The sequence below is a fragment of the Pantoea sp. GD03673 genome, from assembly GCF_029844725.1.
In the GTDB taxonomy this organism is placed as follows: Bacteria; Pseudomonadota; Gammaproteobacteria; order Enterobacterales; family Enterobacteriaceae; genus Pantoea.
Map to the genome: position 1 here is coordinate 180860 of NZ_JAOCKJ010000009.1, position 23529 is coordinate 204388.

Sequence of the window (23529 nt, forward strand, 5' to 3'; positions counted from 1 at the left end):
TGAATTGATTCGTTGATTAAAAACTGGCTCGCTTCTGACGCCAGCCATACAGAGAAACAGGGCCGTTTTTTCAGATTTGCCGTATCAGGCGCTGTGCGGGGAGAAACGCGTTAAAACGGGCCCGAAATGACCCGGATTCAAATATAAGCTCCTGTTTAATATGCTTTGTAACAATTTTGGCTAGAATATAAACCAATAATGACTGTCACTATAAGGCATCTTTTTTTAACAATGTTGGCTCAGGCAATAGCGCCTTTGGGAGTTGAAAATGCAAGAGAACTACAAAATTCTGGTCGTCGATGATGATATGCGTCTGCGTGCACTGCTTGAACGCTATCTCACCGAGCAGGGCTTTCAGGTGCGCAGTGTCGCTAATGCCGAGCAGATGGATCGTCTGTTAACCCGTGAATCCTTTCATCTGATGGTGCTCGACCTGATGTTGCCAGGCGAAGATGGCCTTTCTATCTGCCGTCGTCTGCGCAGTCAGAGCAACCCGATGCCCATTATTATGGTGACCGCTAAAGGCGAAGAGGTGGACCGTATCGTGGGGCTGGAAATCGGTGCTGACGACTATATTCCTAAACCCTTTAATCCGCGTGAGCTGCTGGCGCGTATCCGTGCGGTGCTGCGCCGTCAGGCCAACGAGCTGCCAGGCGCACCCTCCCAGGAAGAGGCCATTATCGCCTTCGGTAAATTCAAACTTAACCTCGGCACCCGCGAGATGTTCCGGGAAGATGAGCCGATGCCGCTGACCAGCGGTGAGTTTGCCGTGCTGAAAGCCCTGGTCAGCCATCCGCGTGAGCCGCTGTCACGCGATAAGCTGATGAACCTGGCGCGTGGCCGTGAATACAGTGCGATGGAACGTTCTATCGACGTCCAGATCTCCCGCCTGCGTCGCATGGTGGAAGAGGACCCGGCACATCCGCGCTATATCCAGACCGTCTGGGGTCTGGGCTACGTCTTTGTGCCGGACGGCAGTAAAGCATGAAGCGACTGCGCTTCTCGCCACGCAGTTCGTTTGCCCGCACCCTGCTGCTGATCGTTACCCTGCTGTTTGTCAGCCTGGTAACGACCTATCTGGTGGTGCTGAACTTCGCCATTCTTCCCAGCCTGCAGCAGTTCAATAAGGTGCTCGCTTACGAAGTGCGTATGCTGATGACCGACCGGTTGCAGCTGGAAGATGGCACGCAGCTGGAAGTGCCCCCGGCGTTCCGCCGGGAAATCTACCGCGAACTGGGGATCTCGCTCTACACCAATGCAGCAGCAGAGGAGAGCGGATTGCGTTGGGCGCAGCACTATGAATTCCTGAGCGAGCAGATGGGGCAGCAGCTTGGCGGGCCGACCGATGTCCGGGTTGAGGTGAATAAAAACTCGCCGGTGGTCTGGCTGAAAACCTGGCTGTCACCCGATATCTGGGTGCGGGTGCCGCTGACAGAGATTCATCAGGGCGACTTCTCGCCGCTGTTCCGCTACACCCTGGCGATTATGCTGCTGGCGATTGGCGGAGCCTGGCTGTTTATCCGCATCCAGAACCGACCGCTGGTCGATCTGGAGCATGCCGCCCTGCAGGTCGGGCGCGGGATTATTCCGCCGCCACTGCGCGAATATGGCGCGTCAGAAGTGCGGTCGGTGACCCGCGCTTTTAACCAGATGGCGGCCGGTGTGAAGCAGCTGGCCGATGACCGCACGCTGTTAATGGCGGGCGTCAGCCACGATCTGCGTACGCCGCTGACCCGAATTCGTCTCGCTACCGAGATGATGAGCGAGCAGGATGGCTATCTGGCCGAATCGATTAATAAAGATATCGAAGAGTGCAACGCCATCATTGAACAGTTCATCGACTATCTGCGAACCGGTCAGGAGATGCAGACCGAGCGCGCCGACCTGAACAGCGTGCTGGGTGAAGTGGTGGCGGCGGAAAGCGGCTATGAACGTGAAATCGAAAATGCGGTGATGCCGGAAGAGTTAATGCTGGATATTAACCCGCTGTCGATTAAACGGGCACTGGCTAACCTGGTGGTTAACGCTGCGCGTTACGGCAATGGCTGGATCAAGGTCAGCAGCGGACGTGAACTGCATCGCGCCTGGTTCCAGGTGGAAGATGACGGGCCTGGCATCAAGCCGGATCAGCTGGCGCATCTGTTCCAGCCGTTTGTGCGGGGCGACAGCGCCCGCAGCACCAGCGGGACCGGTCTGGGCCTGGCGATTGTGCAGCGTATTATTGATGCCCATCAGGGCTCGCTGGAAATTGGCGAGAGCGAACGCGGGGGATTACGTATTCGTGCCTGGTTGCCGTTAATGGAGAATATGGCGCTGAGCCACAATAACGGCAGCAACAGCGTATCAGGCTGATAAACGCGGCGCGGCTTTTATTGCCGCGCCGGTTCTTTTAGCGTTGCGGGCCTGCTTTCACCAGTGCAGCACCTGCGGCGTTATCTGTGTACTTGTCGAAGTTATCAATAAAGCGCTGTGCCAGATCTTCGGCGGCAGCGGTCCACTTCTCTTCGCTCTCCCAGCTGTGACGCGGATCGAGCGTGTTACTGTCCAGCTCGCCCAGTGCAACCGGCATCTGCAGATTAAAGATTGGCAGGGTTTCTGTCGGTGCATCATCCAGCTCACCCGCCAGGATCGCATTGATAATGGCACGGGTATTCTTCAGGGAGATGCGTTTACCGCTGCCGTTCCAGCCGGTATTGACCAGATAATCCTGCGCACCGGACGCCTCCATCCGTTTTACCAGCACTTCAGCGTATTGCGTCGGATGCAGCGTCAGGAATGCCGCGCCGAAGCAGGCGGAGAAGGTCGGGGTCGGTGCCGTCACGCCACGCTCAGTACCGGCCAGTTTGGCGGTGAAGCCTGACAGGAAATGATACTGCGTCTGCTCCGGCGTCAGGCGGGAAACCGGTGGCAGCACGCCAAAGGCATCGGCGGTCAGGAAAATCACTTTCTTCGCGTGGCCCGCTTTTGAGACCGGCTGCACGATATTGTCGATGTGATTGATCGGATAAGAGACGCGGGTGTTCTCTGTTTTGCTGCCGTCGGCGTAATCGATGCTGCCATCTTCACGCACCACCACGTTTTCCAGCAGTGCATTACGGCGAATGGCGCGGTAGATCTCCGGCTCAGCCTGCTCAGAAAGGTTGATGGTTTTGGCGTAGCAACCGCCCTCGAAGTTAAACACGCCATCATCATCCCAGCCGTGTTCATCATCGCCGATCAGCTGACGCTCGGGATCGGTGGAGAGCGTGGTTTTACCGGTGCCGGAGAGGCCGAAGAAGACCGCCACATCGCCCGCTTTACCCACGTTAGCGGAACAGTGCATCGAGGCGATGCCTTTCAGTGGCAGCAGGTAGTTCATGATGGCGAACAGACCTTTCTTCATCTCGCCGCCGTACCAGGTGCCGCCAATCAGTTGCATGCGTTCTGTCAGGTTGAAGGCGACAAAGTTTTCCGAGTGCAGACCCTGCGCCTGCCAGTCAGGATTGGTGCATTTGGCCCCGTTCATCACCACAAAGTCGGGTGTGAAGTCGGCCAGTTCAGCGTCGGTGGGCTGGATGAACATGTTTTTCACGAAGTGCGCCTGCCAGGCTACCTCGGTGACGAAACGTACGCTCAGACGTGAATCAGCATTGGCACCACAGAAGGCATCGACAACAAACAGACGCTTGCCGGATAGCTGGCGGGTGACGCAGCTTTTCAGCGCGTTCCAGGTCTCCTGCGACAGAGGCTGGTTGTCATTTTTGCCGGTGCCCTTGTCGTTCCACCACAGGGTATCGCGCGTGGTGTCGTCACGCACAATGTACTTATCCTTCGGCGATCGCCCGGTGAAAATCCCGGTGTCTACTGCAATCGCGCCGCTCTGCGTCAGGGTGCCACGAGCAAAACCTTCGAGGTCCGGGCGCGTCTCTTCCTGAAATAGCGTGTCGTAATCAGGGTTGTAAACCACTTCCGTGGTATCCACGATGCCCAAAGCGGCAAGGTCTTGCGAGGTCAGGCCGTTAACGCGCATTTTACTGCTCCTTAAATCGGTGTCTGTTCTGCAAAGCAGAGATAGGTTGGGATCGTGCCACCGGCTGTCGTATCGGGTGCGGTGAAGCACTGACGTTTACTGCGCATCGTTACGACAGCCAGCAAAGATAACCGGGCGATTCAGGGCATATGCCTCTGGCTTCCGGGCGTTTGCACGATCGCGCGCAGTTTACTCTTCTGCGATAAGGGAAAAAGGGCAGTCATCTAAAAATGCGACCCAGGGCGCGTTAAGACCATGTTTCGAACGTTTAAAAGATGTTATGAAAGTAAAAAAAGATAATTTGTCTGAAAAATTATGGGGATAGGCAGGGGGAGGGGAGAAGGGGCGGCAGACGCCGCCCGATTAATCAGTGCAGTCGGTCATTATTCTCAAGAGAGTGGCTGCGGATGCCGGCAATATCCACTGCGTCAAACACATAATTTGAGCCGCAATAGTCACAGTGCATGTCGATTTTGCCATCTTCCGCGATGATCTCATCCACTTCTTCCTGCGGCAGCGTGGTCAGCACTTCGCCACAGCGTTCACGCGAGCAGGTGCATTTGTAGATCACCGGCTGTGGATCGTAAAGGGTGACCTCTTCCTGATGATAGAGACGCCACAGCGCTTCATTCGCAGGCAGATCGATCAGCTCTTCGGTTTTAATGGTTTCGGTCAGTGTCGCCAGGTGTTCAAAGACCTCTTTTTCCGTATCCTGCGCGGGCAGCACCTGCAGCAGAATACCGGCAGCGCCTTTGTCGCTGGTGCGGATAAACAGCCGCGTGGGCAGCTGTTCTGAGCGCATGAAGTAATCTTCCAGGCACGCCGCCAGGGTGTCTCCTTCCAGCCCGACCACACCCTGATAACGCTCACCCTTTTCAGGGGAGATGGTGATCACCAGATAGCCATTGCCGACCATGCTTTTCAGGGTGCTGTCGTCCGGGATATCGCCTTTGATACGTGCGACGCCGCGCAGCTCCTGATTGTTGTTACCGTTGATCACCGCCAGCGACAGCGGACCGTCACCCTGCAGCTGCACGGTGATTTCGCCATCAAACTTCAGCGTAGCGGTCAACAGGCTGGTGGCGACCAGCATCTCGCCCAGCAGCGTTTTGACCGGTGCCGGGTAGTCGTGGTTTTTCACGGTTTCACGCCAGGTGTCAGAGACGTTCACCAGCTCGCCGCGCACGGCGGCATTTTCAAACAGATAACGGTGCAGTTGATCCTGGACTGACATATTTTTTTCTCTCACTGGGACGGGGCGATGGTGCGTCAGGGAAGACGGCGTTATTCATCACCCGATAATTTAAACTTCATCAAATCGCGACGCTCTTTTTTGTCTGGTCGCCGATCGGGATGGGGCATAGTCAGCGCATTCATTTTGCGCGCCTGCGCCATTTTTTCGCGTTTTTCAATGCTGGCATCGGTTTCGCGATAGAGCTGCTGAGCCTCGCTGGCGGGACGGCGCTGCGCGGTGATGCCCGCGACCACCACGGTGCGTTCATCGTTGCCCTGACGCAGTGTCAGTTCCGCATTCAGCTCAACCACTTTGCCGGGTTTGCTGCGCTGGCCGTTGTAATGCACTTTGCCGCCTTCAATCATCTCCCGCGCCATCGCCCGGGTTTTGTAGAAGCGTGCAGCCCACAGCCACTTATCGAGGCGGACTTCTTCGCTACTTTTCTCTTTCATTGCTGCTCCTGACTCAGATCAGCGTCCGGTAATCGTCCGTGGCGCGGTGACGCTGAAAGGTTTGCTCAGGACGGCCCGAATCGGGGTTCTTCACGCCTAAACATCCGCCGATACCCCATAGCTTCGCCGCATCCAGAATCACTTCGCTGTCATCAATAAACAGTGTGCGCGACGCAGAAAAGCCGGTGTGCTGTTGTACCGCCTGCCATAAACGCTGGTCTTCTTTCGGATACCCAAAGGTATGGGTGGAAAGTAATAAATCAAGGTGCGGCGCTAAACCTGTCTGCGCCAGTTTGACGTCCAGATTGTAAGGATGCGCGTTGGTCAGCAGAATCGTGGACTTGCCCGCACGACGCAGTGCCTGCAAAAAAGGCAGCGTATCGTCCCGCAGTGCAATCCGGCTGCGCATCGCCCAGGTCATGGCGCGGATGTCCAGCGACAGGGCGTCTGTCCAGTAATCCAGACAATACCAGTTTAGCGTATGGGCGACGGCCTGATACTTTTCCGTGATGATCGCGTCGGCTTCCGCGCGGGTGATGCCGCGTTGCTGACTGAGCTGTTCAGGTACATGCTCCAGCCAGAAGTGGCGATCAAACGCCAAATCCAGCAGCGTGCCATCCATATCGAGCAGCACGGTATCAATCTCAGACCAGTTGAACATCGTCGCGTCAGACCCTGTAAAAAACCGGGCGACAGGGTAGCACAGAAGGGCAGGGCTCAGAATATCGAGCGCACGCTCTGCAAAGTGCCGAGGTTATGGTTGAAACACTTGTCGTAGTATTGCTGGATATCGACCATGCGCTGGCGATTACGGTGCATACGGCGCAGCGCCAGCAGCCCATTGATCACGCCGCAGGCCAGCAGCACCAGCAGCAGTAATACGGTGCCGAGATAGCGCCACTGTGCCATAGCATCCGGCTCATTGTGCAGCGCGATGTGACGTGTACCGTTGGCATCGGTTGAAATGCTGGTGATGATACCGCTGGCGCTGAAAGGCGTATGCAGCAGCATGGCAGAGATACGTTGCAGTTCGCGCCACTGGGATGGCGGATCGAGGTCAAACAGCGACACGGTGGGCTGTGGCTGATTCACCAGCTGTCGGCCTTCGTCACTGACGATCAGGAATCCCCCTGGCGGCGGGCTGTTGAGATTTTCAGCCGCACGACGGGTTTCGCGGAAAAAGAAGGTGGAGGTGGCGGTATTGACCAGGTTTTCCAGCGCTTCCGCGCTCACCGGGCGCAGCAGCACATTCATGCCGTTTAGCTGACCGGAATCTGCCCGGCGCATCAGTGCTTCCCAGTCTTTGGCATTGCCCAGGTTTACCAGCGCATTTTTCAGGCGCATACAATCCTGCGGCTGATTACAGAGATCCTGCGTTTTTATCACCAGATCGGAAAAATCATCCAGCAGGATCATACCGGACTTCTGAATCGCGGACGCCAGCTGCGGGTTGAGTTTGGGATCGGTGTTGGTTTCCGGGTGCAGCTGCTTTGTTGTGGTATCCAGCAGAGCCGCGGCTTTATCAATGATGTCCGATTGTGGCTGCGGCAATGGCGTGGCGTTATTCCAGTAGACCGCCGAGCAGTCGAACGGCATAAAGGCGTAGCTGCGGTTGCTCTGGTAGTTGTCCGGCACCGAACACATGCCGGTGCCACTCACCTTAAGGTTGTCGCCAATATTCAGAGGCACGCTGCTGAGTTTATCAACGCTGTTAACTTCCAGACTGTCGGTGCCCCTTGCCCAGGCCAGACTGAGCTTAATTGGCATGCCGAGCGGGATCCAGGTAACCAGCATGGTCAGCACCATGAGCGAACCACAGGCCAGCACCACATTTTTTCGCCAGCGCTGGATAGGAAAGTTTTTGACTTCATCCTGCAGCGACAGGAAACGCCCCTGACGCACCACCTGACGGTTGAGGTAGATTTCCACATCGGTCACCTGACCGAGATCGTGCGCGACATAGGGCTGCCAGTGCGGAGGATAGGCGAGGTCAATAATCCCCAGCGTGATGTTGCTCTGCTCCTGATTTGACTCACTGAACAGGCCCCAGCGCTTTGGCGCACCGCGCAGGCAGTGGATATCACGCAGCCCGCGCTCACCGGGAATGCGATAGAGCAGCCACAGACTGGCTGCGATCATGACTGCGCCCGTCAGCACCAGCCAGATCATCAGCGTGGTGGGCACTAACAGGCTGAAGAAGAAAAGTAAGAAGGCAAGGGAGATCATCACCGCTTCACGCGTGCCGTCTGGCCGCGACAGACGATACTCTTCCGCTGTCTCTTTACGCACCTGCAGCAGTTCGACATTTTCGGTTTCTGCTTTGCGGATAGACGCATTGGTCGACACCGGACGCATCAGCGTCGGCAGCGATTGCTGGTCCACGGCATAATCCACCAGCGAGTGGCCGTTCAGTGAGATCACCAGCGGAATAGATTGGGTGCGGATTAACTCAACGTAGTTTTCGTCGGTGATGTACTGCTCCCACAGCGGCGGCAGATGAACTTCAACTTCATCCAGGTAGTAGCGCCATTTATGGGGATCGTCAGTAGAGAGGCCGTAGCGGGTAATCGCGCGGGTAACCGGATAGACATTATTGCTCTGCGCCGTCAGCGTCAGACGTTCAGATGCGCTTCGCTTATCGGCAGTGACCGCGGTACGCGGCTGCTTTTCCAGCGCCGCCACATATTTATCGACCGCCTCATGCTCCTGAGCGGAAAGTTTACGGCAGGGCGGACTGATGAATGGCAGCGGTTTCGCCAACGGCGGGCGATGCCGCATAGCGTACCAGAACCCAATGCCTGCCAGGATTGAACAGGTCAGCACTATGGCCAGGATCATAAAGATTGTGCTCATGCTCTGCTCAATTCAGCCAAAATGCTGCCTTCACTTTAAACTTTCGCTCCCGGTTATGCTCACTATAAAAGAGGCATTCCGGAAGATTATATAACCCTGAGGAGTCAGGCACCCGATGAAATAGTGCCAGCGTATATCTGACTGGCATTTATTAAACCCTGCCTTGCCCGAATGGTAACCGGCACCGACTGGATTAAATATCGGTATTATCTGAAACTTATCGCAGCATATTGACTAATGCAAATTTAGTCTTAACTGATAACCAAAGGCTGTTATTCAATCACGGTAATCTGTGCAACGATAACGCCACTGTCTGACTGTCGCACAATTGCCTGTGGTTAGGTATGCTAATTCGCTCCTGATAGCCGGCGCAGAATAATTTGAGGCTGATATGAAAATTCCAAAAAAACCTGACATCCTCAATATCACCGCCGTGGCACGTTCACGGTTATTTACCATTGAATCGGTCGATCTGGCTTTCAGTAATGGTGCGCATCGCGTTTATGAGCGAATGAAGCCCTCTGAACGTGAAGCGGTGATGATTGTGCCTATTATTGATGACCATCTGATCCTGATTCAGGAATATGCCGTCGGCCTGGAAACCTACGAGCTGGGTTTTCCGAAAGGGCTGATCGATGCAGGTGAAACGGTGAATGAAGCGGCGGTGCGCGAACTTAAAGAAGAGGTTGGTTTTGGTGCCGAACAGTTAACCACGCTGGGCAAGCTCACCATGGCCCCCTCTTACTTTTCCAGCAAAATGAACATTGTGGTGGCCGAAGGTCTTTATGCCGAAAAGCTGGAAGGCGATGAGCCTGAGCCACTGATTGTCCACCGCTGGCCGCTGAGCGATATGCTGTCGCTGCTGGAAGAGCCCGATTTCCGCGAGGCACGTAATGTCAGTGCGCTATTCCTCGCGCGTGAATGGCTGGTAAAACAGGGGCGGTTACATTACTGAAAAACAAAGGCCGACTGACGTCGGCCTTTGTTATTGTGCGGCTGCGGAGGTCACATCAGAACAGCTCGTGACTCTCGCCATTATCCATAATGGTGGTACCCACATCATGAACCGAATATTCGGTTGGCTGGGTGCCATTGATGAAGTACTCCTGACGGGTGTTGCCACCGCCATTGGCCAGCTTGCCGGTGCTGCGATCGATCGTCACCGTGACCACGCCATCCGGCGGCGTTAACGGCTGCACCGGCACACCTTCCAGCGCGCTCTTCATATACTCGTCCCATGCCGGTTGCGCACTCTTCGCACCGCCTTCATAGCCCGAAATCTGATCTGGAATAGCACCAGAAAGCGTGCTGCGACCCAGATTGCGGCGCGCATCATCAAAACCGATCCAGACTGAGGTCACCACGCCAGGGCCGTAACCCGAGAACCAGGCATCTTTCGAGCTGTTGGTGGTACCGGTTTTACCACCGATATCATTACGCTTGAGATCGCGCCCGGCACGCCAGCCGGTTCCAAGCCAGCCCGGTTCGCCGAAGATGTTACTGTTCAGCGCGCTCTTAATCAGGAAGGTGAGCGGGGTGTTGATCACGTGCGGCGCATAGTGCTGCTCACCCTGCTGTGACTGAGCCGGAACCTGCTCCAGTTCAGGCTGAGGAACGGCCTGGTTCTGATTGTTATTTGAGGCGGCAACGTTCTCGACGCTCTCTTCGTTAAGCGCCAGCGCTTTTTTGGTCTCGCCGTAGATCACCGGCAGATTGCACTGTGGACAGGCGATCTTCGGTTTCTCTTCAAAGACGGTGCCGCCCTGTTCGTCCTCAATTTTCGTAATGAAATAAGGGTCGATCAGGAAGCCGCCATTCGCCATCACGGAGTAGCCGCGCACCACCTGTAACGGCGTGAACGAGGCCGCACCCAATGCCAGCGACTCGGTGTGAACAATATTTTGAGCCGGGAAACCAAAGCGCTGCAGATACTCTGCGGCGTAGTCCACGCCCATCGCACGCATCGCACGCACCATGACGACGTTTTTCGACTGGCCTAATCCCTGACGCAGACGAATCGGACCATCATAAGTCGGCGGTGAGTTTTTCGGACGCCAGTCAGCACCGGCACCCGCATCCCAGCGTGAAATCGGCACATCGTTCAGGATCGAGGCGAGCGTCAGCCCGCGATCCATCGCAGCGGTATAAAGGAAAGGCTTGATGTTAGAACCGACCTGGCGCAGCGCCTGGGTCGCACGGTTAAACATGCTCTGGTTAAAGGCGAAACCGCCCACCAGCGCACGTACCGCACCATCATTCGGATCCAGCGAGACCAGCGCCGAGTTCACATCCGGCACCTGGCCCAGCCACCAGTCGTCACCCACTTTACGCACCCAGACCTGCTGACCCGCCTGCAGGACCTGCGTCACGCTTTTCGGTGTCGGACCCTGCACGGTATCTGACTTATAAGGCCGCGCCCAGCGCACACCGGCTAATGCCAGCGACACATTGCTGCCATCTTTCAGCATCACAGTCGCTTCATCGCTGCGTGCTTCTGTGACCACGGCCGGATGGAGCGGACCATAGACCGGCAGCGCCTTCAGCGTTTTCTCGATCTTCGTCTGATCCCAGGCGGGTTCACCCACTTTCCAGAGCACGCTGGTCGGGCCGCGATAGCCATGACGCATATCGTAGGCCATGACGTTATTGCGCACCGAAGTCTGAGCGGCTTCCTGCAGGCGGCGGGTCACGGTGGTGTAAACCTTGTAACCGTCGGTGTAGGCATTGTCGCCGTAGCGTTTCACCATCTCCTGACGCACCATCTCGCTGAGATAGGGGGCCGAGAAGGCGATTTCCGGACCGTGATACTTCGCCACCAGCGGGGTATTACGTGCCTCGTCATACTGCTGCTGCGTGATGTAATGCTGATCCAGCATACGCGCCAGTACCACGTTGCGGCGCGACAGGGCGCGGCTCGGCGAGTACAGCGGGTTAAAGGTAGAAGGCGCTTTCGGCAGACCCGCAATCATCGCCATCTCACTCAGCGACAGCTGGTCAACCGGCTTACCAAAATAGACCTGTGAGGCTGCGCCGACGCCATAAGCGCGGTAGCCGAGGTAGATCTTATTCAGATAGAGCTCAAGAATTTCATCTTTATTCAGCAGCTGCTCAATGCGGATGGCCAGGAACGCTTCCTTTATTTTACGCATCAGGGTGCGTTCCGGGCTCAGGAAGAAGTTACGGGCCAGCTGCTGAGTGATGGTACTGGCACCCTGTGAGGCATGGCCGGAGACCAGCGCAATGCTGGCCGCACGGAAAATACCCACCGGGTCAACACCATGATGCTCATAGAAACGGCTGTCTTCGGTCGCAATAAACGCTTTCACCATCACGGGTGGCACTTGCTGCAGAGTCAAAGGGATACGGCGCATTTCGCCATACTGGGCGATTAAATCGCCGTCGGCGCTGTAAACCTGCATAGGGGTTTGCAGACGCACATCTTTCAGCGTGTTTACGTCGGGCAGCTGTGGCTCTATGTATTTGTATAAACCATAAATCGAGCCAGCTCCCAACAGGATGCAACACACTGTAAGGATCAATAAATACTTTACGAACTTCACCTGGAATTTCCCATCTGTTGTCGTTTGAGCAGTTTATAAACAACCGCGCGGTAGTATAAAGGCAAGCCAGACGCTTTGATATGTCCATTTTCCCGGACGATAAGGAGATCGCGCGCATGGCTTTTCATACCTGGCAAATTGGGCTGGATATTCAGAACAGGCAGATGTGTGCCCTGGCCCTCCAGCCTCGTCGTGATGGCTGGCAGCTACGCCACTGGTGGCAGCAGCGGCTGCCGCAAGATACGTTAAGAAACGGCGTGCTGCAATCTTCGCCTGAATTACTGTCAGCCTTAACAGCCTGGCGTCAGCGGTTGCCGCGTCGTTACTCGCTGCGGGTCGCACTGCCAGCCCGGCTGGTGCTGCAGCGCCAGCTTCCCCTGCCCGCACAGTCGCTGAAGGAGCCCGCGCTGGGGCATTACGTGCAGGCGGCCGCACGCAGGCTCTTTCCCCTGGAGCCTGCTGCGCTGGCGCTGGATTATCGGGTCGATGCCGAGAGCGGCCAGCTCTGCGTTACGGCAGCACGGCTGGAGATTTTAGATCAGTGGGCAGCGCCACTGTTGCAGGCGGGATTAAAGCCGCAGGTGTTTGAACTGACGACCGAAGCGCTGAAGCGGTTAGCCCGGCAGGCTGCGCTGCAGGATGGCGCGGTGCTGGTGTTGCAGCAGGATAACCGCTGGCTCTGGAGTGATGCGCATACCGCCGCTGACAGTGGCGAAGCCGCTACGCTTGCGGCACTGCAGCAGCAGGCCTTCCCCGATGCCCGTTCAGTTGCCTGGTGCGCAGCAGAGCAAACCGGGCTTCCCGCTGACGCCCTCGCGTTTTCCCCGTTTGATCTCTTCCGTTATAAACAGCCGCCGTGGCCGGAAAATCCCGGTGCCTTTGCGCTGGCAGCTGGCCTGGCACTGCGCGACGGGGACAAATGATGGTGGCGGTCAATCTGCTGCCCTGGCGGCAGCGTCGTCAGCAACAGCAGCGGCGACGGAGCCTTGTCGCGCTGTCACTAATGCTCAGTGCTCTGCTGCTGGTGGTGATGCAGCAAACCTGGCGAATCCGTCAGGCGCGTCAGCAGGTCGCGGAGACGGGCAGGGTGCAGCAGCGGGCGCTGGAAAGCCTGGAAGCGCAGTTAGCGCAGCAGAAGCAGTTACTGGCGCAGCTCACTGTGGTGCAAAAACAACAGGCGAAGCAGCGTCATCAGACTGTGCAACTGGCCGCATGGCATCAGTTCTGGATCGATTTACCTGCGTTGCTGCCCGACACCGCCTGGCTGACCCGCCTGGAGAAGCGCGACAGTCGCCTTACGCTGGAGGGGCAGGCGCAGGATATGGCGGCGATCCGGCAGTTCCGTGAGCAGTTAACCACCGTCGCCCTGTTTGGTCAGGTTAAGCAGGGCGGGGTCAAACGTCAGGCGAGTGGCCGTTATCAGTTTTCTCTGCGGGCAGAGGTGCAGGAGGTGGCTGATGAATGAGTGGTGGGATCGGTGGTGGCAGATGGCCGCTGTGCCGCGCTACGGCATGCTCGCCGCCGTTTCATCGGGCCTGTTGCTGCTCTCATGGGTTTTCTGGTTGCGGCCACAGCAGCAGGCGCTGATCGTCGAACAGCAGACGCTGACGCAGTTGAACCGTACTCTGGATCAGCGCCAGCAACAGTGGCATCAGAATCCCGACAATGCACAGTTGCAGGCCCAGCTCCAGGCGATGCAGAACGCCAGGCCTGCATCGGGCGCATCGGGCCGGGCAGTGGAAGCGATCCTGGCGGCACGCCGTCATCAACTGGAGGAGTGGCAACCGGATGCCCCTTCACGCACGCTGACTTTGCATCTGCAGTGGCAGCCGTTTCAGTCGCTTTTTGCCGAGTTTGCCGATGCTTCCGTACCGTTTCCCGTGCATTTCCAGCTGCTGTCGCAGCCGCAGCATCTGGTGGCTCAACTCTGGCTGGAGCCTGACGATGCGCCATAGCCTGCTGATTTTGCTGTTGTGCTGTGGCGGTGTGCTGGCGCGTGATCCCTTCCGGCCCGTTGCCGGTTCATTTTGCCAGGCGCTCGTGGCACCCCTTACCGGCTGGCGTCTGCAGGGCATCATTGGCCGGGAGGCCCGGTTCCATGCCTGGCTGCTGACTCCGCAGGGAGAGAGCATTATGGTCCGCACCGGCAAACCCTTTTCGTTAGCGCCCTGGCAACTCGCTGATATGACCCGACGCAGCATTACCTTAGCAGTACCGGATAGCTGCACTGCTCAACAGACTGCGTTTTACTTAAAAGGACGTTCGCATGATAAGGATAGCCACGCTGCTGCTGGTCATAAGCTGCCTGCTGCCGGTTTACGCCGCTGATGAGGAGCCGCTCAGCCTGACGTTTGATAATGCGCCGGTCGCACGTATTTTCCAGGCGCTGGCTGACTATCAGCAGATCAACCTGATGATTGCGCCAGAGGTTGAAGGATCGTTGTCACTGCGGCTCGATAACCTGCCGTGGCATCAGGCGCTGGACCTGGTTGCGCGTATGGCAAAGCTGACGGTGATTGAGCAGGATAATGTCCTGCTGGTCTATCCGGAAAGCTGGCAGCAGGCGCAGCAGGCTGAGCAGCAGGCGCGGTTGCAGCAGGTGCCTTTGCAGCAGCGCGCCGTGATATTGCGTCACGCCAGCGTCAGCGAGGTCTATACCAGCCTGCTGAGTGAGCGACAGTCTCTGATGACGCCGCGCGGGAGCGTCACCGTCGACAAACGCACCAACGCCCTGTTGCTGCGCGATACGGCAGAAGCGTTGAAAGAGACGGTGCGCTGGATACGGGCGCTGGACCTGCCACTGGAGCAGATTGAGCTGGCGGCTCACATCGTCACCATCAGCCAGGAGCATCTGCAGGAGCTGGGGGTGAAGTGGGGAGGGCAGGCGGGTGACGCCGCAGTAACCGACCTCCTGCATCATCCCCGGCTGGATATCCCGCTGGCGGTGAGTACACCCGGCATCAGCGTGGGGATGGCGCTGGCGCGCATCGGGGGGCAGCTTCTGGATCTGGAGCTCAGTGCGCTGGAGCAGGAGAACCAGATTGAAATCATCGCCAGTCCGCGCCTCTTTACCTCACACCAGCAGACCGCCTCGATTAAGCAGGGCACTGAAATTCCCTATGAAGTGTCAGCGGGAAACAGCGGTGCCACCAGTATTGAGTTTAAAGAAGCGGTGCTGGGCATGGAGGTCACACCGACTGTGTCCGGTAATGGTCGCATCCAGCTGAAGATCCATATCAGTCAGAACATGCCCGGTCGCAGCATCAGAACCGGCAGTAGCGACATATTATCCATTGATAAACAGGAAATTGAGACTCAGGTCACGGTCAGTGACGGGCAAACCCTGGCGTTAGGGGGTATCTTTCAGCAGCAGCGAAGTCGCGGAGAGAATAAGGTGCCGCTGCTGGGAAATGTGCCGCTGATTGGCGGGCTGTTTCGCCAGCAATCTGAGCAGCGCAAAAAAAGAGAGCTGGTGATCTTCATAACGCCGCGATTGGTCAGGGAAGCAGCGCTTACGGCTGGATAAAACGGAAAATGCGTCCCTTAAGGCCATCTGCGTTGACGCAGGAGAGGAATTAGCTTACAAGGTTTAGCGATTTTCAATACGGTGTAACCGTCTATGCAGGGTAAATCCCGGCAAACAGATCAGCAAACTCCTCTGTAAGCGGCGTTGTAAAGACGCAGCGCTGGCGCGTTACAGTTTCGCGAACACAGGCCAATTCAGAAATGGATGTGCTGAAGGCAATATAATCGGTTGCCAAACAGCCTTGAGTGTTGAGATAATTTTTCATCTGACTCTTGCTAACGCTCATGAGGTCTCAGTTCCTGTCCCGCCAGCAAATGCTGAACGCGGGGTATCATTAACGAATTCTTAGTAATACCGACAAAATGGCAGAGAAACGCAATATCTTTCTGGTTGGGCCGATGGGTGCCGGCAAAAGCACTATTGGCCGTCAGTTGGCTCAGCAACTCAACATGGAGTTCTTCGATTCCGATCAGGAAATTGAGCGACGCACCGGAGCGGATGTGGGCTGGGTTTTTGATGTCGAAGGCGAAGCTGGCTTTCGCGATCGCGAAGAAAAAATCATTAACGAACTGACCGAGAAGCAAGGCATCGTCCTGGCGACAGGCGGTGGTTCCGTCAAATCCCGGGAAACGCGTAATCGTCTCTCCGCCCGCGGTGTTGTGGTTTATCTTGAAACCACCATCGAGAAGCAACTGGCGCGCACTCAACGTGACAAAAAACGTCCGTTGCTGCAGGTGGATTCACCGCCGCGTGAAGTGCTTGAAGCGCTGGCTGGCGAACGTAACCCGCTCTACGAAGAGATCGCCGATGTAACCATTCGCACAGATGATCAGAGTGCGAAAGTGGTGGCGAATCAGATTATCCACATGTTGGAAAAAAGTTGATCCAACGTTCGAAGGCTTTTTAACAGGTATCGGGCATCAATGGAGAAGATCACCGTCTCACTGGGGGAACGCAGTTACCCCATCACTATCGCCGCCGGACTGTTTAACGATCCGGCTTCTTTTTGGCCGCTAACCGCGGGCGAGAACGCTATGGTGGTGACAAACCAGACGCTGGCTCCGCTCTATCTTGACCCGCTGACAGCGCGGCTGACGGCGGCAGGGGTCAAAGTGGATCAGGTGATCTTACCCGACGGCGAGCAATATAAGACGCTGGCCGTGATGGAACAGGTTTTTACCGCGCTCCTGCAAAAGCCGCACGGTCGTGATACGACGCTTGTCGCCTTAGGCGGCGGCGTCATTGGCGATCTTACCGGTTTTGCTGCGGCCAGTTATCAGCGTGGCGTACGCTTTATTCAGGTACCGACCACCTTACTGTCGCAGGTTGATTCTTCGGTTGGCGGCAAAACCGCCGTCAATCATCCGCTGGGCAAAAACATGATCGGCGCGTTTTATCAACCCGCGTCGGTGGTGATTGATACGACCTGTCTGCGGACGCTGCCTGCACGCGAGCTGGCGTCCGGCCTGGCGGAAGTCATTAAGTACGGCATCATCCTTGACGGTGCGTTTTTCCAGTGGCTGGAGCAGAATCTTGATGCTCTGCTGGCGCTGGACGAACAGGCGCTGGCGTACTGCATTCGTCGCTGCTGTGAACTGAAAGCTGAGGTTGTGGCGGCCGATGAGCGTGAAAACGGTCAGCGGGCGTTGCTCAATCTGGGCCATACTTTTGGTCATGCGATTGAAGCGCACATGGGCTACGGCAACTGGCTGCACGGTGAAGCAATTGCGGCGGGCATGGTCATGGCGGCACGCACGGCTGAACGTCTTGGGCAGTTCCAGGCTCAGGAGACCGACCGCATTATTGCCCTGTTCCAGCGTGCCGGTTTACCGGTGCATGGGCCACAGGCGATGCGTGCAGAGATGTATCTGCCGCACATGATGCGCGATAAAAAAGTTCTTGCGGGCGAACTGCGGCTGATACTTCCGCTGTCGATTGGCCGCTCTGAAGTGCGTGGTGGCGTGGCACATGATATTGTGCTGGCTGCAATAAATGATTGTCAGCAACCCTGAGATTAAGCAGTTGAGTGGTGACGCGGCGCGCAGGGTGCGCAGTGCGGAATGCCGCTTTACGGAGGAGGCAAAATGGATGAGTTTAAACCGGAAGATGAGTTAAAACCTGACGCCAGCGACCGCCGTCCCTCGCGCCCTCGTAAGTCGTCTACCGCAGCCAAAGTACCGGTTTCGCGCCAGCGCATCATGATGGGTGTCGGGATCCTGGTTCTGCTGTTACTGGTACTGGGGATCGGTTCGGCGCTGAATGGCCCGGATGAGAAAACCCCGGCCACGGCGGGCAATACGCCTGCAGCCGGTAACGGTTCCGGTAACGAGAAGAATATCGATCTGGCTGGCTCCTCTTCTATGTCAGGTGGACAGACGACGCCTGCCGCCAGCGAGAATAACGCGGCGACCTCCGGTGATGCTGCCTCTAATCCTCAGCGCGACATCTCGATGCCGCCTGTGGCGTCAACGCCTACGCAGGCTGCACCGGTTGACGCACCCGCGAATCAGCAGCGTGTTACGTTGCCGGGCGATCTCAACAGCGCGCTGTCTAATCAGCAGCAGCAGGTTGACAGTGCTGCGATGGGAACGCAAGGCGGCAGTTCACTGCCAACGGCACCTGCGACGGTCAGCGGCAATGCTGCCGGCACGGCTGTCAATCCTGTGACGGCACCGTCAGTGCGTCAGACGCCGAACAAATCAAACGCGGCGGCTCGTCCTGCGCACGATACATCGCATAAAACGGCGTCAAAGCCTGTAACCCGTGACAGCAAAACGCATACCACGCCAGCGCGTACACTCGCGAGTTCAGCGCCCGCGACGGCAGCAGCAGGCAGCAGTTCAGCCAGCAAATCATTGCCAGGCGGCAGTTATACCCTGCAGCTGAGCGGTGCGTCGAAGCCGGAAAGCCTGAATGCCTGGGCTAAGAAACAGAATCTGAGTGGGTATCACGTCTATAAAACTACCCGTAACGGTCAGTCGTGGTATGTGCTGGTGAGCGGCTCCTATGCCACACCGGCTGATGCCAAACGCGCGGTGGCATCGCTGCCTGCAGACGTGCGTGCGAAGAACCCGTGGGTTAAGCCAGTAAGCCAGGTGAAGAAAGAAGCCAGCCAATAGCGGATGTGGGGCCAGGCTCTGGCCCCGTTTTAAGCGCAGATCTGCTGTCGGTCCAGCCACAGCCTCATAATAAGATGTAATAACCACGACAGCATGAAAAAGAATCGCGCTTTCCTGAAATGGGCAGGGGGAAAATTTCCCTTAGTAGAAGAGATCCATCGTCATCTGCCGCAAGGCGACTGTCTGGTCGAGCCATTTGTTGGCGCGGGCTCGGTGTTTCTGAACACTGAATTTGATCGCTACCATCTGGCTGATATCAACAGTGACCTGATTAATCTCTACAACATTGTCAAAACGCGCACGGCGGATTTCATTCGTGACGCGCAGCTGCTGTTTACGCCGGAAGGTAACAACGAGATCTGTTATTACCAGCGCCGTACCGAATTTAACACCAGCATCGACGCTTATCAGCGTGCGCTGCTGTTCCTCTATCTGAACCGTCACTGTTACAACGGCCTGTGCCGCTATAACCTGCGTGGTGAGTTTAACGTGCCGTTTGGCCGCTATCGCAAACCCTACTTTCCGGAAGCCGAACTGTTATGGTTTGCCGAGCGTGCGCAAAAAGCGACGTTTGTCTGTGAATCGTACGATGTTACCCTGAGCAATGCCGGTAAAGGTTCGGTGGTCTATTGCGATCCGCCTTATGCGCCGCTGTCGGCAACTGCCAATTTCACGGCTTATCACACCAACAGTTTCAGCCTGCGTGAGCAGGAGAATCTGGCGGCGTTAGCGGCAAAGCTGGCTTCGTCGGAGCACCGGATTCCGGTACTGATTTCTAACCACGACACTGCACTGACGCGTTTGTGGTATCAGGATGCAGTGTTACATGTGGTCAAAGCCCGGCGTTCCATTAGCCGAAGCATAACCGGTCGCACTAAGGTCGACGAACTGCTGGCACTTTATCGCTAGTCTGTTTCGTCCGCGACCAACGCATTACGCCAGCCGCAGGCTGGCGCACAACAGTGGGAGAATCGGATGAAACAATATTTGCTGGCCCCTTCAATCCTTTCGGCGGACTTTGCCCGCCTGGGCGAAGACACAGCCAAAGCGCTGGCGGCCGGAGGTGACGTGGTTCACTTCGACGTGATGGACAACCACTATGTCCCTAACCTGACCATGGGTCCGATGGTGCTGAAAGCACTGCGTGACTATGGCATCACTGCCCCCATCGATGTGCATCTGATGGTGAAGCCGGTGGATGCACTGATCCCGGAGTTCGCCAAAGCGGGTGCCACCTATATTACCTTTCATCCCGAAGCCAGCGAACACGTTGATCGTACCCTGCAACTGATTAAAGAGCATGGCTGCAAAGCGGGCCTGGTGTTTAATCCGGCGACCCCGCTGAGCTACCTTGATTACGTCATGGATAAGCTGGATATCATTCTGCTGATGTCCGTCAATCCCGGTTTTGGCGGTCAGTCATTTATCCCCGGCACCCTGGATAAACTGCGTGAAGCGCGCAGACGTATCGATCAGAGCGGCTACAACATTCGTCTTGAAGTGGATGGCGGCGTGAAGATCGACAATATCCGCGAGATTGCTGCCGCAGGTGCCGACATGTTTGTCGCCGGTTCCGCAATCTTCGGTCATCCTGACTATAAAAAAGTGATCGACGAGATGCGCAACGAACTGGAGAAAGCCAATGGCTCATTTCACTGATATCCGGGCGCTGGCGTTTGATCTTGATGGAACGCTGGTTGATAGCGCGCCAGGCCTTGCCGATGCGATCGACCGCACGCTGAACGATCTCCGCCTGCCACAGGCGGGCCTTGAGCGTGTCTCAACCTGGATTGGCAACGGTGCGGATATTATGATGGCGCGTGCGCTGACCTTCGCGCTGGGCCGTGAGCCGCAGCCGGAAGAGCAGCGTGATGCGCGGGCGCTGTTTGACCGCCATTATGCTGATACCGTGGATGCGGGCAGTACGTTGTTCCCGCAGGTTAAGGAGACGCTGGCTGCTTTAAAAGCTGCCGGGCTGCCGATGGCGATTGTGACCAACAAACCGACACCGTTTGTGGCACCGCTGCTTCAGTCGCTTGGCATTGCCGATGCGTTTTCGCTGATTATCGGTGGCGACGATGTGCCGGTTAAAAAACCACATCCTGCGGCAATCTTTATGGTGCTGGGCACCTTTGGCGTGCTGCCGAACGCGTTGCTGTTTGTTGGCGACTCACGCAATGATATCCAGGCGGCGCAGGCAGCAGGTGTACCCAATGTCGGCATGACCTTTGGCTATAACTATGGCGAGCCGATTGCCACCAGCCAGCCCGATTTAACCCTCGACGCCTTTGACGAACTTTTGCCCACACTGGGGCTGTAAATATCAGGACTTAAGAATGAAACCCATCGTTTTCAGCGGCGCACAGCCGTCCGGCGAACTGACCATTGGCAACTATATGGGCGCGCTGCGTCAGTGGGTGCAGATGCAGGATGATTTTCACTGCATTTACTGCATCGTTGATCTGCACGCGATCACCGTGCGTCAGGATCCTGCTGCACTGCGTAAAGCGACGCTGGACACGCTGGCGCTCTATCTGGCCTGTGGTATCGACCCGCAAAAAAGCACCATCTTTGTTCAGTCGCATGTACCCGAGCACTCGCAGCTGAGCTGGATCCTGAACTGCTACGCCTATTTCGGTGAACTGAGCCGCATGACGCAGTTCAAGGATAAATCAGCGCGTTATGAAGAGAATATCAACGCCGGTCTGTTCGACTATCCGGTGCTGATGGCCGCCGATATTCTGCTCTATCAGACCAATCAGGTGCCGGTTGGCGAAGATCAGAAGCAGCATCTGGAGCTGAGCCGCGATATCGCGCATCGCTTCAATGCGATCTATGGCGATATCTTCCGGGTGCCAGAGCCGTTCATTCCGAAGTCTGGCGCACGCGTGATGTCATTGCTTGAGCCGACCAAAAAAATGTCCAAGTCGGATGATAACCGTAATAACGTGATCGGCCTGCTGGAAGATCCGAAAGCGGTGGTGAAGAAGATTAAACGCGCCGTTACCGACTCTGAAGAGCCGCCAGTGGTGCGCTACGACATCAAAGAGAAAGCGGGCGTCTCTAACCTGCTGGATATTCTGTCGGGCGTCACCGGTAAAACCATCGCCGAGCTGGAGCAGGAGTTCGAAGGCAAGATGTATGGCCACCTGAAAGGCGCAGTAGCCGATGCCGTATCGGGCATGCTCTCTGAGCTGCAGGCGCGTTATCACAGCTTCCGTAACGATGAAGCGTTACTGGAGCAGGTGATGCGTGATGGCGCGGCAAAAGCACGCGCACAGGCGCAGGAAACGCTGAAAAAGGTTTATGAAGCGGTGGGCTTTGTCGCCATGCCGTAATGGCTGAGCAGACAAACAACACGGCGGGCACCCTGCCCGCCGTGTTTATTTATCACATTCAGAACCAGCGGAGAGTGTCGCGCAGACTCACCACGCTGCCGATGATCATCAGGCTGGGACTGCTGACCTGACCGGCTAACGCGTCCAGCTCGTTCAGTGTCCCGGTGACCACGCGCTGATGCGTGCTGGTGCCGTTTTCCACCAGCGCCACTGGCATGTCATGGCGCATCCCGTGCTTAATCAATTGCTGCTGAATCTCTCCTGCCTGCGCCAGCCCCATATAAAAGACCAGCGTCTGCTGTTCCGCTGCCAGCGTCTGCCAGGCGAGCGTGCCGGATTTCTGCAGATGCCCGGTAACCAGTCTGACACTCTGTGCATGATCGCGGTGGGTCAGGGGGATGCCGCTGTAGGCCGCACAGCCGGAGGCGGCAGTGATGCCCGGTACCACGCTGAACGGAATCTCCAGCTGCGCCAGTGCCTCAAGCTCTTCACCGCCGCGACCAAAGATAAAGGGATCGCCCCCTTTCAGCCGCACCACGCGTTTTCCGCGCTGCGCCTGTTCGCAGAGCAGCTGGTTGATCTCATCCTGAGTGACGCAGTGGTGTCCGGCGCGTTTTCCGACAAAGATGCGTTCGGCATCGCGGCGCACCAGATTCAGGATCGCATCGGAGACCAGCCGGTCATAGACGATAACGTCCGCCTGCTGGATCAACTGCAAGCCTTTGAGTGTGAGCAATCCTGCATCGCCCGGACCGGCTCCGACCAGCGCCACTTCACCCTGTTGCGGAAGATCTGCGTTAAAAAGGACGTCGGTAATCAGCGCCGCACGTTCACCGTCGCCGTTAGCCAGCGTCTGGGCCAGCCGTTCGCTGTTAAAGAAGCGTTCCCAGAAGTGACGGCGGGCATTGAGGGAAGCGAACTGTGTTTTCACCCGCGCACGCAGCGTGCCCGCCAGCTGTGCCAGCTGACCCAGATGTTGCGGCAGCATCGCCTCCAGTTTCTCCCGCAGCAGCCGCGCCAGCACCGGCGCACGTCCGCCGGAAGAGACGGCAACCATCAGTGGGGAGCGGTCGATGATCGACGGCATAATGGCGCTGGCCTGCTGCGGAGCATCCACCAGATTGCAGAAGATCTGCTGTTTTTCGGCTGCGTCAGCCACCTGCTGATTGACCGTGTCATTACTGGTTGCGGCGACCACCAGCCAGCAACCGGTCAGCCAGGCGGGATCGAAATGCCCCGGCAGCAGTGTGACGGCGTTCTGCTGCGCCCACTGCAGAAAGGCAGGGGAGAAATCAGGGGCACCGACCCGCAGTTCGGCTCCGGCCTCCAGCAGCAGGCGGGCTTTACGTTCAGCCACATCACCCGCGCCGACCAGCAGGCAGCGTCGACCCTGCAGGCGGCAGAAGAGCGGGAAGTATTCCATCAGCGATCCTTAAAA

Annotated in this window: 23 protein-coding genes; 15 read left to right on the forward strand and 8 right to left on the reverse strand. The window is 56.9% G+C overall.

All coding sequences use genetic code 11. The features are described from left to right. Positions 1 to 268 precede the first annotated feature (268 nt). Both ompR and envZ read left to right on the forward strand, forming a co-directional pair. Positions 269 to 988, forward strand: coding sequence for a two-component system response regulator OmpR (gene ompR / locus N5J69_RS18120; RefSeq protein WP_003853014.1), 720 nt, complete (start codon positions 269 to 271; stop codon positions 986 to 988). After that, positions 985 to 2352 (forward strand): two-component system sensor histidine kinase EnvZ, encoded by a 1368-nt coding sequence (envZ, locus tag N5J69_RS18125; RefSeq protein WP_279771982.1) that lies wholly within the window; start codon positions 985 to 987, stop codon positions 2350 to 2352. Before ompR ends, envZ begins: the two co-directional genes overlap by 4 nt. 37 nt (positions 2353 to 2389) lie before the next feature. Here the strand turns inward: envZ and pckA are convergent, their stop codons facing one another. From pckA to N5J69_RS18150, 5 genes are all read right to left on the reverse strand, one after another. After that, positions 2390 to 4009 carry a phosphoenolpyruvate carboxykinase (ATP) gene (gene pckA, locus N5J69_RS18130; RefSeq protein WP_279771983.1) on the reverse strand — a complete coding sequence of 540 codons (1620 nt, stop codon included), beginning with the start codon at positions 4007 to 4009 and terminating at the stop codon, positions 2390 to 2392. A 367-nt stretch (positions 4010 to 4376) separates the two neighbouring features. Continuing rightward, on the reverse strand, positions 4377 to 5243 hold the full coding sequence (gene hslO, locus N5J69_RS18135; RefSeq protein WP_279771984.1) for an Hsp33 family molecular chaperone HslO: 867 nt from the start codon (positions 5241 to 5243) through the stop codon (positions 4377 to 4379). Positions 5244 to 5293: 50 nt separating this feature from the next. Beyond that, on the reverse strand, positions 5294 to 5695 hold the full coding sequence (gene hslR, locus N5J69_RS18140; protein WP_033734209.1) for a ribosome-associated heat shock protein Hsp15: 402 nt from the start codon (positions 5693 to 5695) through the stop codon (positions 5294 to 5296). A gap of 13 nt (positions 5696 to 5708) precedes the next feature. Further along, complete coding sequence (yrfG, locus tag N5J69_RS18145) at positions 5709 to 6356, reverse strand: GMP/IMP nucleotidase (RefSeq protein ID WP_279771985.1); 648 nt, start codon at positions 6354 to 6356, stop codon at positions 5709 to 5711. 56 nt (positions 6357 to 6412) lie between these two features. Beyond that, entirely contained in the window at positions 6413 to 8548 is a 2136-nt protein-coding gene (locus N5J69_RS18150; RefSeq protein ID WP_279771986.1) for an intracellular growth attenuator family protein, read from the reverse strand. A gap of 391 nt (positions 8549 to 8939) precedes the next feature. On the opposite strand from N5J69_RS18150, the gene nudE reads away from it, so the two are divergent. Then, positions 8940 to 9503: an ADP compounds hydrolase NudE gene (gene nudE / locus N5J69_RS18155; RefSeq protein WP_279771987.1), complete on the forward strand. Its 564-nt coding sequence runs from the start codon at positions 8940 to 8942 to the stop codon at positions 9501 to 9503. A 55-nt stretch (positions 9504 to 9558) separates the two neighbouring features. Here nudE and mrcA read toward each other — a convergent pair whose 3' ends face one another. After that, positions 9559 to 12108 carry a peptidoglycan glycosyltransferase/peptidoglycan DD-transpeptidase MrcA gene (mrcA, locus tag N5J69_RS18160; protein WP_279771988.1) on the reverse strand — a complete coding sequence of 850 codons (2550 nt, stop codon included), beginning with the start codon at positions 12106 to 12108 and terminating at the stop codon, positions 9559 to 9561. A gap of 116 nt (positions 12109 to 12224) precedes the next feature. Here mrcA and pilM point away from each other — a divergent pair, with 116 nt between their 5' ends. From pilM to hofQ, 5 genes are read left to right on the forward strand one after another with little or no spacing between them, the layout of a single operon-like run. Then, positions 12225 to 13031, forward strand: coding sequence for a pilus assembly protein PilM (gene pilM / locus N5J69_RS18165; protein WP_279771989.1), 807 nt, complete (start codon positions 12225 to 12227; stop codon positions 13029 to 13031). Then, a complete protein-coding gene (locus tag N5J69_RS18170; protein ID WP_279771990.1) occupies positions 13028 to 13573 on the forward strand; it encodes a PilN domain-containing protein in 546 nt (181 codons plus the stop codon). Before pilM ends, N5J69_RS18170 begins: the two co-directional genes overlap by 4 nt. Further along, positions 13566 to 14063 carry a hypothetical protein gene (locus N5J69_RS18175; protein ID WP_279771991.1) on the forward strand — a complete coding sequence of 166 codons (498 nt, stop codon included), beginning with the start codon at positions 13566 to 13568 and terminating at the stop codon, positions 14061 to 14063. Before N5J69_RS18170 ends, N5J69_RS18175 begins: the two co-directional genes overlap by 8 nt. After that, positions 14053 to 14436, forward strand: a complete 384-nt coding sequence (locus N5J69_RS18180) for a HofP DNA utilization family protein (protein WP_279771993.1) — start codon at positions 14053 to 14055, stop codon at positions 14434 to 14436. The genes N5J69_RS18175 and N5J69_RS18180 overlap by 11 nt, the downstream gene beginning before the upstream one ends. Continuing rightward, complete coding sequence (gene hofQ / locus N5J69_RS18185; RefSeq protein ID WP_279771995.1) at positions 14375 to 15634, forward strand: DNA uptake porin HofQ; 1260 nt, start codon at positions 14375 to 14377, stop codon at positions 15632 to 15634. The genes N5J69_RS18180 and hofQ overlap by 62 nt, the downstream gene beginning before the upstream one ends. A 91-nt stretch (positions 15635 to 15725) precedes the next feature. On the opposite strand, the gene N5J69_RS18190 is transcribed toward hofQ, so the two are convergent. After that, positions 15726 to 15920, reverse strand: coding sequence for a hypothetical protein (locus N5J69_RS18190; RefSeq protein WP_279771997.1), 195 nt, complete (start codon positions 15918 to 15920; stop codon positions 15726 to 15728). Positions 15921 to 15996: 76 nt separating this feature from the next. On the opposite strand from N5J69_RS18190, the gene aroK reads away from it, so the two are divergent. The 7 genes from aroK to trpS all read left to right on the forward strand — a co-directional run bounded on the left by aroK (position 15997) and on the right by trpS (position 22091). Next, entirely contained in the window at positions 15997 to 16518 is a 522-nt protein-coding gene (gene aroK, locus N5J69_RS18195; RefSeq protein ID WP_003852989.1) for a shikimate kinase AroK, read from the forward strand. A 39-nt stretch (positions 16519 to 16557) separates the two neighbouring features. Then, entirely contained in the window at positions 16558 to 17646 is a 1089-nt protein-coding gene (gene aroB / locus N5J69_RS18200; protein ID WP_279771999.1) for a 3-dehydroquinate synthase, read from the forward strand. A 72-nt stretch (positions 17647 to 17718) separates the two neighbouring features. Beyond that, entirely contained in the window at positions 17719 to 18753 is a 1035-nt protein-coding gene (locus tag N5J69_RS18205) for an SPOR domain-containing protein (protein WP_279772002.1), read from the forward strand. A 93-nt stretch (positions 18754 to 18846) separates the two neighbouring features. Then, on the forward strand, positions 18847 to 19662 hold the full coding sequence (gene dam / locus N5J69_RS18210) for an adenine-specific DNA-methyltransferase (protein ID WP_279772003.1): 816 nt from the start codon (positions 18847 to 18849) through the stop codon (positions 19660 to 19662). Positions 19663 to 19728: 66 nt separating this feature from the next. Continuing rightward, a complete protein-coding gene (rpe, locus tag N5J69_RS18215; RefSeq protein WP_279772005.1) occupies positions 19729 to 20412 on the forward strand; it encodes a ribulose-phosphate 3-epimerase in 684 nt (227 codons plus the stop codon). Beyond that, entirely contained in the window at positions 20396 to 21073 is a 678-nt protein-coding gene (locus N5J69_RS18220; RefSeq protein ID WP_279772007.1) for a phosphoglycolate phosphatase, read from the forward strand. Before rpe ends, N5J69_RS18220 begins: the two co-directional genes overlap by 17 nt. Before the next feature lie 16 nt (positions 21074 to 21089). Then, positions 21090 to 22091 (forward strand): tryptophan--tRNA ligase, encoded by a 1002-nt coding sequence (gene trpS, locus N5J69_RS18225; RefSeq protein ID WP_279772009.1) that lies wholly within the window; start codon positions 21090 to 21092, stop codon positions 22089 to 22091. Positions 22092 to 22149: 58 nt separating this feature from the next. On the opposite strand, the gene cysG is transcribed toward trpS, so the two are convergent. Beyond that, positions 22150 to 23514, reverse strand: a complete 1365-nt coding sequence (cysG, locus tag N5J69_RS18230; protein WP_279772011.1) for a siroheme synthase CysG — start codon at positions 23512 to 23514, stop codon at positions 22150 to 22152. Positions 23515 to 23529 lie beyond the last annotated feature (15 nt).